Origin of the sequence: Mycolicibacterium agri, assembly GCF_002553505.1 — a bacterium.
GTDB lineage: Bacteria > Actinomycetota > Actinomycetes > Mycobacteriales > Mycobacteriaceae > Mycobacterium > Mycobacterium agri.
In genome coordinates, this window is record NZ_PDCP01000126.1 from 1 (window position 1) to 12,169 (window position 12,169).

At 66.3% G+C, this 12,169-nt stretch carries 13 protein-coding genes and 2 pseudogenes; 13 read left to right on the top strand and 2 right to left on the bottom strand.

The features are described from left to right. The 13 genes and pseudogenes from CQY20_RS31580 to CQY20_RS31640 all read left to right on the top strand — a co-directional run. Positions 1-942 (top strand): nickel-dependent hydrogenase large subunit (locus tag CQY20_RS31580; RefSeq protein WP_165789322.1); only part of this gene is annotated, 942 nt, incomplete at its 5' end. Positions 943-945: 3 nt separating this feature from the next. Beyond that, on the top strand, positions 946-1,845 hold the full coding sequence (locus CQY20_RS31585) for a NifU family protein (RefSeq protein ID WP_097944947.1): 900 nt from the start codon (positions 946-948) through the stop codon (positions 1,843-1,845). Further along, entirely contained in the window at positions 1,845-2,489 is a 645-nt protein-coding gene (locus tag CQY20_RS31590) for a DUF5947 family protein (protein WP_097944949.1), read from the top strand. The genes CQY20_RS31585 and CQY20_RS31590 overlap by 1 nt, the downstream gene beginning before the upstream one ends. Next, entirely contained in the window at positions 2,486-3,133 is a 648-nt protein-coding gene (locus CQY20_RS31595; RefSeq protein ID WP_097944951.1) for a DUF6084 family protein, read from the top strand. Before CQY20_RS31590 ends, CQY20_RS31595 begins: the two co-directional genes overlap by 4 nt. Beyond that, a complete protein-coding gene (locus CQY20_RS31600) occupies positions 3,130-4,446 on the top strand; it encodes a hypothetical protein (protein WP_097944953.1) in 1,317 nt (438 codons plus the stop codon). Before CQY20_RS31595 ends, CQY20_RS31600 begins: the two co-directional genes overlap by 4 nt. 12 nt (positions 4,447-4,458) lie before the next feature. Further along, positions 4,459-4,578: a DUF6893 family small protein gene (locus tag CQY20_RS36300; protein ID WP_097944955.1), complete on the top strand. Its 120-nt coding sequence runs from the start codon at positions 4,459-4,461 to the stop codon at positions 4,576-4,578. A 13-nt stretch (positions 4,579-4,591) separates the two neighbouring features. Beyond that, positions 4,592-5,074, top strand: a complete 483-nt coding sequence (locus tag CQY20_RS31610; RefSeq protein WP_097944965.1) for a hydrogenase maturation protease — start codon at positions 4,592-4,594, stop codon at positions 5,072-5,074. Positions 5,075-5,076: 2 nt separating this feature from the next. Next, positions 5,077-5,331: a HypC/HybG/HupF family hydrogenase formation chaperone gene (locus tag CQY20_RS31615; RefSeq protein WP_097944957.1), complete on the top strand. Its 255-nt coding sequence runs from the start codon at positions 5,077-5,079 to the stop codon at positions 5,329-5,331. Continuing rightward, positions 5,328-5,420: pseudogene (locus tag CQY20_RS36305) on the top strand (acylphosphatase); the annotation flags it as partial. The gene CQY20_RS31615 and the pseudogene CQY20_RS36305, both read left to right, overlap by 4 nt. A 190-nt stretch (positions 5,421-5,610) precedes the next feature. Beyond that, positions 5,611-6,351, top strand: coding sequence for a hydrogenase assembly protein HupF (locus tag CQY20_RS31620; protein WP_097944959.1), 741 nt, complete (start codon positions 5,611-5,613; stop codon positions 6,349-6,351). After that, positions 6,348-7,019: a D-sedoheptulose-7-phosphate isomerase gene (locus CQY20_RS31625; protein WP_097944961.1), complete on the top strand. Its 672-nt coding sequence runs from the start codon at positions 6,348-6,350 to the stop codon at positions 7,017-7,019. Before CQY20_RS31620 ends, CQY20_RS31625 begins: the two co-directional genes overlap by 4 nt. A gap of 145 nt (positions 7,020-7,164) precedes the next feature. Continuing rightward, positions 7,165-7,320: pseudogene (locus CQY20_RS35785) on the top strand (hydrogenase formation protein HypD); the annotation flags it as partial. A gap of 639 nt (positions 7,321-7,959) precedes the next feature. Continuing rightward, positions 7,960-8,268 carry a DUF3422 family protein gene (locus tag CQY20_RS31640; RefSeq protein ID WP_207767354.1) on the top strand — a complete coding sequence of 103 codons (309 nt, stop codon included), beginning with the start codon at positions 7,960-7,962 and terminating at the stop codon, positions 8,266-8,268. Positions 8,269-8,434: 166 nt separating this feature from the next. Here the strand turns inward: CQY20_RS31640 and CQY20_RS31645 are convergent, their stop codons facing one another. Together CQY20_RS31645 and CQY20_RS31650 are read right to left on the bottom strand one after the other, a co-directional pair. After that, positions 8,435-9,862: a DUF2252 domain-containing protein gene (locus CQY20_RS31645; RefSeq protein ID WP_097944967.1), complete on the bottom strand. Its 1,428-nt coding sequence runs from the start codon at positions 9,860-9,862 to the stop codon at positions 8,435-8,437. A 111-nt stretch (positions 9,863-9,973) separates the two neighbouring features. Continuing rightward, a complete protein-coding gene (locus tag CQY20_RS31650; protein ID WP_308494491.1) occupies positions 9,974-11,848 on the bottom strand; it encodes a glycoside hydrolase family 15 protein in 1,875 nt (624 codons plus the stop codon). Positions 11,849-12,169 lie beyond the last annotated feature (321 nt).

Sequence of the window (12,169 nt, forward strand, 5' to 3'; positions counted from 1 at the left end):
ATGGAAAAGTGGGGCAACGCCATGTTCGTCACGCCCGGCGTGGTGATCGACGGCAAGCTGCACACCCATTCGCTGGTGGACATCAACCTCGGCATCCGAATCCTTTTGGGCAGTTCGTATTACGACGACTGGTCCGACCAGGAGATGTTCGTCAAGACCGATCCCCTGGGCAACCCGGTCGACCGTCGGCATCCGTGGAACCAGCACACCAACCCGAGACCGCAAAAGCGTGACTTCGACGACAACTACAGCTGGGTGATGTCACCGCGCTGGTTCGACGGCAAGAACCACCTGGCGCTGGACACCGGCGGCGGCCCGCTGGCCCGACTGTGGGCGACCGCACTGGCCGGGCTGGTGGACATCGGCTACGTCAAGGCCACCGGCCGCAGCGTGCAGATCAACCTGCCGAAGACCGCGCTCAAGGGCCCGGTCTCGCTCGAGTGGAAGATCCCCCAGCAGGGCAGCAACACCATCGAACGCAACCGCGCCCGGACCTACTTCCAGGCCTACGCCGCCGCATGCGCACTGCACTTCGCCGAGAAGGCGCTGGTAGAGATCCGCGCGGGCCGCACCAAGACCTGGGAGAAGTTCGAGGTGCCCGACGAAGCCATCGGCTGCGGGTTCACCGAGGCGGTACGCGGCGTGCTGAGCCACCACATGGTGATTCGCGACGGCAAGATCGCCAACTATCACCCGTATCCGCCGACACCCTGGAACGCCAGCCCGCGCGACAGCTACGGCACACCCGGGCCGTACGAGGATGCGGTGCAGGGTCACCCGATTTTCGAGGAGAACAAGAGGGAGAACTTCAAGGGCATCGACATCATGCGCACGGTGCGCAGCTTCGACCCGTGCCTGCCCTGCGGTGTGCACATGTACCTCGGCAACGGGAAGTCACTGGATCTACTGCACTCCCCCACCCAATCCGTCACCGGGGAATAGCGTATGGCCCCGCCGACACTGCCAGGCCTCCACGATTCCCAGGACGACGCGCAGTGGCGCACGGCGGGCGAGCGAATACAAACCCTGCTCGACGCGTCGTCCTCGGGCGGCGCCGTCGCGCGGGAACGCGCGGAGCAACTCGTCCGTGAAGTGACCGACCTGTACGGGGCGGTGCTGATGCGGATGATGGAGGTGGCGTTGGCCGCCGATCCGGGTCTCGCGGACCGGTTCGCGGCCGACGACCTCGTCGCCAGCCTGCTGCTGGTGCACGGGTTGCATCCGTACGACGTCGAGCGGCGGGTGTCTGACGCGCTGGACAGCGTGCGGCCCTACCTCGGGTCGCACGGCGGGGACGTGTCCTTGCTCGGGGTGGCCGACGGTGTCGTTCGCCTTCAGTTCCAGGGCAGCTGCAAGACCTGTCCGTCGTCGTCGATCACGCTGGAGCTGGCGGTCGAGGACGCGGTCCGCGCCGCCGCGCCGGAGATCGCCTCGATCGAGGTCGTTGCCGCGGACAAGGACCCGAGCGCCGGGTTGATACCGGCTGATTCGCTGCTCACCCGGTTGCGCAGCAACGGTCACCGGTCGACAGCGTGGCAGCCGGTCCCGGAGCTCGCCGAGTTGAGCGACGGCGAGGTTGGTGGCTTCCGGGTGTCGGGCACGACGACTCTCGTCTGCCGGATGGGTGACGATGTCTTCGCCTATCGCGATCAATGTCCAAGTTGCACCGGCACATTGGCAGGCGCGCAGCTTTCCGGTGCGGTGCTGAGATGCCCGGGCTGCGGCGCCGGTTTCGACGTGGTCCATGCGGGCGCGGGTGTGGGCGGCGACAGGCACCTCGAGCCGATACCCGTGCTCATGCGGGACGGTGTGCTGTCGATGGCCACCCCGCAAGAAGTGGCGTGATGAACGGCACCGGCAACGTCACCGACGTTCTCGCGCGGATCCGCGCCAGCCGCGGAACACCGCAGGTGGCCGGCGAGCGCTGCGAGATGTGCTCGGAGGCCATCGCCGACGAGCACCAGCACGTGGTGAACCTCGAAGGTCGCCAAATAATGTGTGTCTGCCGCGGCTGCTACCTCCTGTTCACCGACACCACCGCCGAGTTGCGCTACCGCGCCATCCCCGACCGCTACCTCACGTTCCCGGACTTCGCGCTGGACCGACGCCAGTGGGAGGCGCTGCAGATACCCGTCGGGCTGGCCTTCTTCTTCCACAACTCGGCGCTGGGGCGCACGGTTGCGTTCTACCCGGGCCCGGCCGGCGCCACGGAGTCGGAGCTGGACCTACAGGCGTGGAACGACATCCGCACCGCCGACCCGCGGGTGGACACCATGGCCGACGACACAGAGGCCCTGCTCGTACGGGTACCCGATGACGAAAGCGCGCCCCCGCTGGGTTATCTGGTGCCGATTGACGCCTGCTACGAGTTCGTCGGGCGGCTGCGCATGATGTGGCGAGGCTTCGACGGCGGCCAGGACGCACGCAACTACATCGACGAGTTCTTCGAGTCGCTGGACAGCCGCAGCCGGGTGGTGGATCGAGCATGACAGATGTCACGTTCGCCGTCCTCGACGTCCTGCCCGAGCCACACGCGGTGACGCCGATCCTGATGGTGCGGGTCGGCATCGCCTCGGTCGGCGAGGAACCGGTGCACGCGATCGCACTGCGGTGTCAGGTGCGCATCGAACCGTCGCGGCGCCAGTACTCCGACGGCGAAGCCGCCGGGCTCATGGACTTGTTCGGGCCGCGGGAACGCTGGGCGGGCACTCAACACTCATTCCTGTGGCAGCACGCCACCGCGATGGTGCCGGGCTTCACCGGTACCACCCAGGTGCACCTGCCGCTGCAGTGCACGTATGACTTCGAGGTGGCGGCGGCGAAGTACCTGCATGCGCTGCGAGACGGCACCGTCCCGCTGCAGTTCCTGTTCAGCGGAACGGTTTTCGGCCGTGGGTCGAACGGCTTCACCGTGCAGCAGGTGCCGTGGGACCGCGAGGAGCGCTACGACATGCTCGTGGCCGTCTGGCGTGACCTGATGCAGCAGCACTTTCCGAACACCGGGTGGCTGCGGCTGGACCGCTCAACCATCGACGCACTTGCGGCGTACCGCTCCGCACGCGGGCTGCTCGGGTTCGACGACGCGATCACCTCCCTGCTGGCGACCAGCTCGGCGACGCGGGAGATGCCATGACCGCCGGGTGGGACCATGCACGCGCCGTCGCCGACGCGGTGCTGTACGAGGGCTACCTGCTCTACCCGTACCGCGCCAACTCGCGAAAGAACCAGTCGCGCTGGCAGTTCGGCGTGCTCGGACCGCAGGGCGCCGCGGACACCGGCATCGGTGAGGATGACACGCTGTCCGCGCAGGTACTGGTGCGGTCGAACGGCGTCCCGTCACTTTCGGGCGTGGTGCGGTTCCTGCAGTTGCAGCACCGCGGGGCCGAGCGCGACGTCGGCGGTGGCCGCTTCGAGCGAGTCGACGAACTGGCCACCGGGTCAACCAGCTGGCTAAGCTGGGATGAGGCGGTCGAACGCGAGGTCGCGATCGACCGGTTCCCCGTCACGAGCCTGCCACGCACGCTTGATATCTCGATCCCCGGTGGCAGCGACATCGAGATGCTCGATGGCGGTCGGCTGGTGCGCACCCGCCGTGCGCTGCACGGTCACCTGGATATCTCCGCCGAGCGGGACGGCGAACTGTTGCGACTGTCGTTCGAGGTGCGCAATGCTGCGCCACCGGCCGCCGACAAGGACGAGGCGATCGCGACCTCGTTGATCGGCACGCATCTGCTCATCGAAGTCGCCGATGGGGAATGGGTGTCGCTGCTGGAACCACCGGACTCCGCGGCCGACGCGGTTGCGCGGTGCCGGCAGCACCGCTGTTTCCCGGTGCTTGCGGGACCGCCAGGCGCGCATGACCTGGTGCTTGTGTCGCCGATCATTCTCTACGACCATCCCGAGATTGCCGAACAGAGCAAGGGCGCGCTGTACGACTCCACCGAGATCGACGAGATTCTCACGTTGCGGGTCATGACGATGACCGACGAGGAGAAGGCGCAGGCCCGCGCCACCGATCCGTTGGCGGCCCAGATCATCGACCGCTGCGATGCCATGTCACCCGAGGCGATGCTGGATCTGCACGGTGTGCTGCGCAATCCGCACGGGCCTCCCCAGGAACCGGGGCTGATTCCGGAGGTCCCCGCGGACGTCGACTGGTGGGATCCCATGGCGGACAACGCGGTACGCCCCGAAGTGGACGCGATCCTCGTCAACGGCACAAGGGTGACCCGCGGTAGTCGGGTCCGGCTACGGCCGTCGCGGCGGGCCGATGCCCAGGACCTCTTCTACGCCGACAAGATCGCGCGTGTCACCTCGGTGCATGAGGACGTCGACGGTGACCAGCACATCGGTGTCGTCCTCGAGGATGATCCGGCCGCCGATATGCACGACTGGTACGGCCGCTACCTGTACTTCGCCCCCGACGAGGTCGAACCGCTGAAGTGAAAGGAATCCGAAATGGAAGTTGTGGGTTGGATTGCCGTAGGTGTCGTGGCGGCCGTCGTGCTGACCGGCGCGCTGATCGGAGTCATGTCGATCCCGGATGCCAGGCGCTACCTCAAGATCCGCCGGATGTAAGCGTGGAGATGCAATCACGTCTCGAATTCTGGTAGCCGGGATCGGCAATATCTTCCTCGGCGACGACGGCTTCGGCTCCGAGGTGATGCGTCACGTCCCTCAACGGCTCGGTGGTCCGCGTGTTCAGCTGGTGGACTACGGGATCAGGGGCATGCACCTGGCGTACGACCTGCTCGACGGCTGCGAAGCCCTCGTCCTCGTCGACGCGATCCCCTGCCGGGGGGCGCCGGGCACCATTCATGTGTTCGAGGCCGACCATGAAAGCCTGGCCGCCACAGCGGGTCTCGATGCGCACGCAATGGACCCGGCGGCGGTGTTCGCCAGCCTCAAGGCGCTCGGCGGCACGCCGCCGTACACGGTGGTGGTGGGCTGTGAAGCCGCAAATGTCGACGAGGGTATCGGGCTGTCCGAGGAGGTCACGGTCGCGGTCCCCGCAGCGGTGCGCGCAATCGAGGACGTCATCGCGCGGCTGCTCGAACCGGTGAGGAAGGGCTGACCATGTGTCTGGGCATCCCGGGGCAAGTCATCCGCATGCTGGAGGGCTATGGCGACCAGCTCGCCCTCGTCGATGTCGCCGGTGAGCCCAGGAAGGTCAACGTCGGCATTCTGCCCGAGGAGACCTTCGCCCCCGGCGACTGGGTGATCATCCACATGGGCTTCGTCGTGGAGAAGACCAACAAGGCCGGCGCCGACGCCGCGACGTCGGGCCTGGAGTTGATGGGCAGAGGTCAAGGCATCGAGGACCCGCCTTGACCAGCCGGCACCGGTCGCGCATCGACGTACACGGGGTGGTGCAGGGCGTGAGCTTCCGGCCATTCGTTTATACAACGGCAGCCGCCTTGGCCTGACTCGACTACCACAACGACGGGGCCGCGACGGCAGCAACAACTCAGGCCACGCTTGAACTGGTAAACAGCTCGTCCTCCGAAAGCGTTTGCCCCGTAGCGAGATCGGAGGACACTGGTGGATAGCCGGGGTCAGCGATGTGTGCTTGCGTGAATTGCAGATAGCCCCCTGAGGAGAGACTGCCGAATGACGACTACCGTGCAACCGGGTGGATCCTACGTCGATACCGAACTGTCCGCTGATCTGGCCGCCGCCGCGCTGGACCTAGCCCGCAGATTCCACGACGGCGCCACGCTGTGGGTGATCTCTCCCCGATGGGAACCGCACGCACACCACGTCGCCGTCGAGTTCGTCCATCCGGTGATCATGGGCAAACGGGCGTTGCCGTCGGTCGCGCTGGTTGAACCGGATCCCGTGGCACAGGTGCGGGTGGCGAGTCAGCCCGGTGACCTGCTCATCGCGGTCGCATCGGCCGATGAACCGGCGGTGATCGATGCGATGCGCCGCGCTCCGGCGTGGGGCGTTCAGACGCTGTGGATCGGTTCGGGTCCGCGACCGCCGGCGGGCGCGGCCAACCACATCCTCTGGATCGACTCGGACGACCCCCTGCTGCCGGCCACCGGAACCTTCGTGCTCATGTACCACCTGCTGTGGGAGCTCACCCACGTCTGCTTCGAGCATCCGGGACTGCTCAAACCCTCCGCCGACGAGTGCACCGACGAGGTCTGCGTGACCTGTAGTGACGAAGGCCGCCTCGCCGAGGTAGTGCTGGAGCCGACCGACGCGACCAATCAGGCGCTGGTCCGCACAGCCAGGGGCGAGGAATCGGTTGACGTCACGATGCTGGGTGATGTCGCACCCAACGACCTCGTGCTGCTGCACGCGGGTGCCGCGATCACCCGAATTGAAAGCGAGGTGAGCCGATGACAGAGTCCGAAAACACCAGCTTTCTGTATCCGTTTATCGAGTCCGAGGAGACCGACGCCACCAGTCTGCTCGACGACCTGGCGGCGTCGGCCCGGGGCAAGGCCGCCGAGAGCGCGCGCCTGCAAGGCGAGTCACTGGACGAGTACGGCAACGCGCTGACAATCGCAGGAAGCGCGATGGCCGAACGGTTCCGCCGCGGCGGGCGGCTGTACACCTTCGGCAACGGCGGCAGTTCCACCGACGCCGCGACGCTGGCGTCGCTGTTCAGCCGGCCAGCACGCGGTCGTCCCGTCGCGGCGTGGTCACTGGCTGCCGACAACGCGGTGGTGACCGCGCTGGGCAACGACGTCGGGTTCGAGCTGATCTTCAAGCGCCAGATCATCGCCCATGCCCGCGACCGCGACGTCGCGATCGCGTTGTCGACGTCGGGCAGCTCCGCGGACTTGATGACGGCGATCACCGAAGCAAAACAGCGGAGCCTACTGACCATCGGGTTCTCCGGTCACGACGGCGGCCGGATGGCGGTCGCCGACGACGTCGACTTCTGCTTCACCGTGCACAGCCAGAGCATCCACCGCATCCAGGAAAGCCACGCCATGCTCGGTTACCGGCTGTGGTCGGTGGTCCAGGAACATATGGCCCGCGCCAACCAGGCGCAGGCCATATGACTCGCCTGGTTGAGAAGGCATGATCGCCGCGAACACGATAGACCGTGTGCACCGCCCAGGCGCTGAACCTGATGGCCGAGACATTCAACTGCGGCCCCACTTCGAATGGCGCGGGGACTGTGCTTCATGCGCGGCGAGGTGCTTCAGGGTGATCAAACCGTGGAGTGCAAGGTTTTCGGCACTGCATCTACGCCGGAGACACCGATCGGCACGTGCATGGGCTTTCCCGCAGGGCGTCTGCGCGGCCTTGGACAACTTCGACCGGCTGCACCGCGAAACCTCCCTGCTACTCGGCCAACGCGACTCTCGCCGGGGTTATTGGGTACCGATTGCGGGTATCCCGGCGATTTACTCGCCGCGGCGCAGCGGCGCCCGAGAGGGGTTAGCCATGAGTAATGCGGAACAACGAAGGTCCCGGGGGCCGGGTTTGATCAGCCATCGGGCGGGGCCGTCGGGCACATACGAGGGCGACGAATCGGTCCCGACGTATGGTGATCCGGAGAATCCCGATTTTTGAGACGACGTTTTCGAACGAACCGACGGGCGACGTCGAACCCGAGGTACCGCCGTATGAGGGGCGCAAGACGTCCGCAGATTCGGGGGACGAGACCGTGAAGTCCCGGTGCGCGCGTGGGCGGAGCGAGCACTTCACCCGCCCAGCAGCAACCGGCATCGCTCGCGCCGGAAACTGACCGTGGCGACGACGCTGTAGACACGCTCACGTGCCCGGTGTCAGGCGCGAGGAGAGGCAGCACGGATTGTTGGCACGGTCCTTCGATCAGCTCTTGACTCGAAGGTACCGCACCGCTCGGATGTTGGCCGACTCTCAACGACACGCCCTCTGAGGGCGAAATCACAACTGGCCCTTGATAACTGAAACGGCAGGAGGTTGGCGGGCTGGATAGACTGCCGGAATGAACCAGGACGAAGCGGCCTCGTTGTGGCAGGCGAGCTGCGTCGAGGCCAGCAGCTACAGCTACGACTGCAGCAGACCGTCGAAGGACTGTCTATCGCGGCGATCTCCTATTACATCGTCGGACTCGTCGGCTACCTGGCCAAGGGACTCAAATCGGTGGGCCTGCCCATCGACGACACCCTGACGGCGGCGCTGGCCATCCCGGTCGCGGTGCTGCTGGTGTGGCACACCGTGCACCGGGTACGCCGCCACGTTCCAGGCCTCGGCGACGGCTCGCGCAACCCGACATCCGGAAATGCCGGTACGGAGCTGGTGAAGCAGGCCAGCGGCTGAGAACTTCGCCGACAGAATCCATCCGGTGCGTCAACCTGCCGTCGGATCGCGTTGACCTTCGCGCCCAATAGCCTCCGCGACCAGACCATCACTGCGGCCGAGTTTAGCGGGCTATAGGCCTGCTGGCGATAAGCAGGAGATTTGCAGCGGCCACCTTGGCTCAGATTTAGAACCCGCTTTCGGCGGGCAGCAGGCCACGCGCGACGGCCTTGCACAACATCTGGTGGTCCTGCTCGGTTTGATCGGCGTAGCGAAGGGCAAAACGGCATAGCGCACGGTCGAGGTTGTCACCGCTTCCCGCGTATCCGGCGATCATCGATGCGCCGCTGGTGCGGGCGTGCCCCTTGGCGAGGAGCCTGCCGCAGATGCCGGCATAGTCGGTGAGCGCAGGCGCGGTGAGGCCGTCGATTGCTATCGCGCCCTTCATGTTTCGGAACTGCCGGACATAAAACTGGCGACCACCCACAGTGGTCCAGCCCAGCAGCGGATCGCTGACGGTCTGCAGCGCCTGTTGATATTCGACGACGCGCTGACCCTGGTGGGCATGCCAGGCCGCGTCACCATGCACGAAGCGTGCGATCACCGACCGACGGGCCTGCTTGAGCTGCAGGAACACCACGTCATCCGGGCTGCTGCCCTCACATAACACCACGTACGCACGCAGGCCCACGCTGCCTACGCCGACCACTTTGTGTGCAGCATCGGTCATCGTGTAGCCGCCGAGCACCCGGCGCCAGTGGCTGGGCAACGTTGCCAGGTACTCGTCCATCGCGATGCTGAGCTGTCCGACCTCGGCATCATCCAGCCGGGTGATCAGCGGCGGCTCCTCGACGATATGCCTGCCGGTTTCGGTTTCGCGGGTGAGCCGCGGCAACGCCCGATCGCTGACGCGTTTTCGAGCGCGCTGGGCCGAACGCTCGATCTCGGCGCGCAGCGCCTCGTCGGATGCGGTGACCTGCAACCGGGTTTGGTCGAGGCGGTCGAACGAACGCGCCAACAACGGTCGTTCGGCGAGCCATCGGATGTGGTTGCGGTAGGCGGCCACACACGAGGTGACCGCTGACTCGCATTGTTCTTCGGTGGCGCGGTTTTGCCTGCCCGCCACCCAGATGCTCGCGGTGAGGCGGCGCAGATCCCATTCCCAGCCGCCGGTGTGTGCTTCGTCGAAGTCGTTGAGGTCCAGCACCAGATCGCGTTCCGGCGAAGCGTAGAACCCGAAGTTTCCCAGATGCGCATCACCGCAAATCACCGGTCTGATGCCGGTCGCCGGGAGATGGGCGACGTCCTCGGCCATTACGATCGCTGTGCCCCGTAGGAACCCGTACGGCGAGGCGATCATCCGACCCACCCGAACCGGAATGAGCCAGTCCACACGGCCCTGGTGCGATTCCATAATCTGATGCACGGCGTCGGGACGGCCCACCGGCGGGCACCATTCTCCTAACGCCGATCGCGGCACCCGCTGGCGCAGGCTACGTCCCAGCGCGTACCGCTGCGAACGCGGGGTGGACCGCTTGCGTAACGAGGCGTACTCGGCCCCGTCCACCTCCGGCAGCACGCTGCAATTAGCAACGCGGTCGGGTTGTTGATGCATGGCCACCGCCTCGCCTGTCATTCTCTGCGCGCCCATGTATTCACCGCCGAAGTCGCGGGCGACTTCGGATGCGACGATGGTAGCCACCCTCGCCGCGGATGCCCGCCAGACTTATGGCACTACGTGGTTGCCAACCATCGCCCGTTCCGCCTTGATCACCGCGGTGACCGCGTTGATCAGCGCCAGGTGAGTGAAGGCCTGAGGGAAGTTGCCGAGGTGTCGTCCGCTGTGCGGGTCGATCTCCTCGGCGTAGAGCCCGAGGCTGCTGGCCGCGGACAGCAGCTTTCCACACAAGGTCTTGGCTCGGGATAATTCGCCTATTTCGACTAGGGCCGAGACGAGCCAGAACGAGCAGATCGTGAAGGTGCCCTCCGCGCCGGATAGCCCGTCCTCGGTCTCGTCGACGCGGTAGCGCAACACCATGTCCTCCTCTGTGAGCTCGTCGGCGATCGCCAGCACGGTGTTGCGCACCCGCCCGTCGCTTGGCGGAAGGAACCCCAGCAGCGGGATGAGCAGTACCGAGGCGTCGAGGGCCTTGTTGTGGTAGTGCTGGGTGAACACGCCGCGTTCATCGACGGCGTTGGCCAGCACATCAGCGCGGATCTCGTCGGCGGCGGCGCGCCAGCGGCCGGCCAGCGTGTCCTCGCCGCGCACCGCCGCGATCCGGGCTCCGGCGTCGGCGGCTACCCAGCACGCCACCTTCGAGAAGGTGAAGTGCTGAGGGCCCGACCGCACCTCCCAGATGCCCTGGTCGGGTTCGCGCCAGTGCTCGAGCGCGTGTTCCACCTGAGTCTGCACGATCCGCCACAGCCGGTCGTTGACGCGGTGATGCGGCCCGGTGTGCAGGTCGACTGCGCGCACGATCGCGCCCCACACATCGTGCTGACGCTGGTTGTAGGCGCCGTTGCCGATCCGCACCGGCCGCGCACCCTCGTAGCCGGAAAGGTGATCCAGAGTCGTTTCGGTTAGCTCGCGCTCGCCGTCGACGCCGTACATTAGCTGCAGATCACCCTGTTCGGCTTCGGCCACGTCGGCGACAAACCGGAAGAAGTCGTTGGCCTCCCAGTCGAAGCTCAGCGAGTTGAACGCCCACAATGTCTTCGCGGTGTCCCGTATCCAGGTGTAGCGGTAGTCCCAGTTGCGCTCGCCGCCAGGCGATTCCGGCAGCGAGGTGGTGGCCGCCGCCACGATCGCCCCGGACGGGGCGAAGCTGAGGCCCTTGAGCGTCAGGGCACTGCGTTGCAGGTGGCCCCGCCATCGATGGTCGGGGAACGTGCCGCGATCCAGCCAGTGCTGCCAGTGGTGGCAGGTCCAGCTCAGCCGGCGCACCGCTTCCTTCATCGTGGTAGGCGGGGCGTGCGTGCTCCAGGAGAGCGCGATGAACCGGCGCTGGCCCTCCTTGAGCAGCGTCCGTGCGGTCGCCGTCGGGCCCTCGAACCCGATATTGAGGTCGGTGGTGAGGTGCAGCCGAGGTCCGTCGCCCGCCGGCTCGGCTATCGCGTCGTGATAGCCGTTGCCGGTGTAGGACCAACGGGGCGCCAGGCGGCCGTAGTCGAACGCGGGGGTGCAGTCCATGTCCACCTGTACCTGACCATTGACACAGCGGACCATGCGTAGCAATACGTGCGCCGCGTCGTAATCGGTCGGCGCGCGGCGATGGGTCATCGAACGCTCGTCCTCGTGATGCCATGGCCCGATCAGCAGGGCGTCGGCGACGACCAGCCAGCCACCACCCGGCGTCCACCAGCTGGTCTCGACCACCATCGTGCCCGGGAGGTAGCGACGCGCCGCGGGGACGTCGACCCCGGCCGGGCCGATGCGAAAGCGCCCGGCGTCGCGATCTAAAACGGCACCGAATACACTGGGTGAATCCATCCGCGGCAGACACAGCCACTCCACCGCCCCGTCCGGGGCGATCAACGTCGTCGTCTCGCAATCGGATAGGAACGCATAGTCTTCGATCGGCGGAAAATGGCTATGCCCCATCCCAAGCCCGCTCGCCGGCCCCTCGACCATCGCAGCCCACCTCCCTGGAGGTTCGCCCACCCCCTGGACACAAGCTCATTTTGACAGGTCAACGGTACGCGCAGCCCATACCGCACAACCTAGAAAAAGAATCGGTGGCGCAGATTGGCCCGACGTGTGCTCGTATCACACCTCTGCCGCAGAGCTCGTACATAACGATGCCGACCCCTATTGGGCTACCGCCTCTAGATCGCGCACTACCGAGTGGCTATGTCAACTCGAATTGGCCCCGGCTGGGCGGTTCGAAGTGGCCCCGCCCGGGGAAGGCTGGAGTTGCCGTGC